1 protein-coding gene is annotated in these 1,137 nt (G+C 32.8%); it reads right to left on the reverse strand.

Translation table 11 applies throughout. From position 1 onward, the window contains the following. A partial coding sequence (locus tag K6343_05955; protein MEF3245500.1) for a carotenoid 1,2-hydratase occupies window positions 1-506 on the reverse strand: 506 nt, incomplete at its 3' end. Window positions 507-1,137: the final 631 nt, after the last annotated feature.

A 1,137-nucleotide genomic window follows, 5' to 3' on the forward strand; every position in this document is an offset into this window, starting at 1 on the left:
GAGGAAGAAAGATACAGGTCAATAGTATAATCCTTCATTGAGGCTCTTATGTGATCTCTTCCATCTATACCTTCTGCTTTCCAATCACCGTTCCAAACTCGATAGTGGTCTTTATCTGCTCCTGCCTCCCAGACACGAGGAAAACTTATCCGAGTAGCATAGGTAAAGTCTTTCATATCCTCATTAACAATTGCAAAGTGAGCTGCATAAACAGGTTCAATTAACCGTTTGAAAGGTATAAAAGGAACATAATGCTTAAAGAAAACTAACTCAAAACCGAATTTTTCATTATCTTTTGTTTGAAGATGGCCGTTATAGTACCACCATTCAGTTTCAGCGTCAAAGTGAGCAGCCTGATCTTTTGGCAGAGTAAGAGGCCTTTCAGCTGAAGGTTCCTGCAATGGAAGCGCATGGTAAAAATTTATCCTAATTAAACTGCAAAAAATAAAAAGAACTACAACAATGAGTATGAAAATTCTCAGGACTTTCTTTAATTTAGCAGACATTCAACGCCTCATTCTCATATATTATACAAGCGTTATTTTCTTATACAAAAACACGAAAAAAATTATATTAAGGAGATCCGATAAAAGAAAGCAGTGAAAATCTTTGTAAAATTCCTTGCTTCAATGATAATCATACTACCTCCTCCAAACTTGTAAATTGTATGATTCTTCGCTATCTTATTAAATCATATCCAATTCTTATTCATAGCAAGTTCTTGCAAAGATGTCTCTGAAAATTTCCTCGTGTTTCCCTATTTGTATATCAACTTTTTCAAAATTTTAGTTTAACTTTTTATTTTTTCTACTTTTTCTCATTTCTAACTTTTATTGTACTCTTTAAAATTAATTTATTGTAATTGAGTTCTCTTTTTGAAACCTTTTTGGGGATCTTTGCTAACACTTTTATGTTTATAACAATAGAGTTCTTGATGGCTTGTATTACTACTCTCCACCTCCATCTATATCGAGATTTTCTCAATCCATACCACAACTTTACTTTGCCAAACTGCCTTTTAATACTCTTCTACATCTCCAAGGTCTCAACAAAATATTTGTCTCTGTCAACTGCTCTAAGTTTTAGTCATCACTTACAAATATTTACTTCTCTCTTTTTTGTTTTGGCAATTTTGTT

Source organism: Caldisericaceae bacterium (assembly GCA_036574215.1).
Classification (GTDB): domain Bacteria; phylum Caldisericota; class Caldisericia; order Caldisericales; family Caldisericaceae; genus Caldisericum.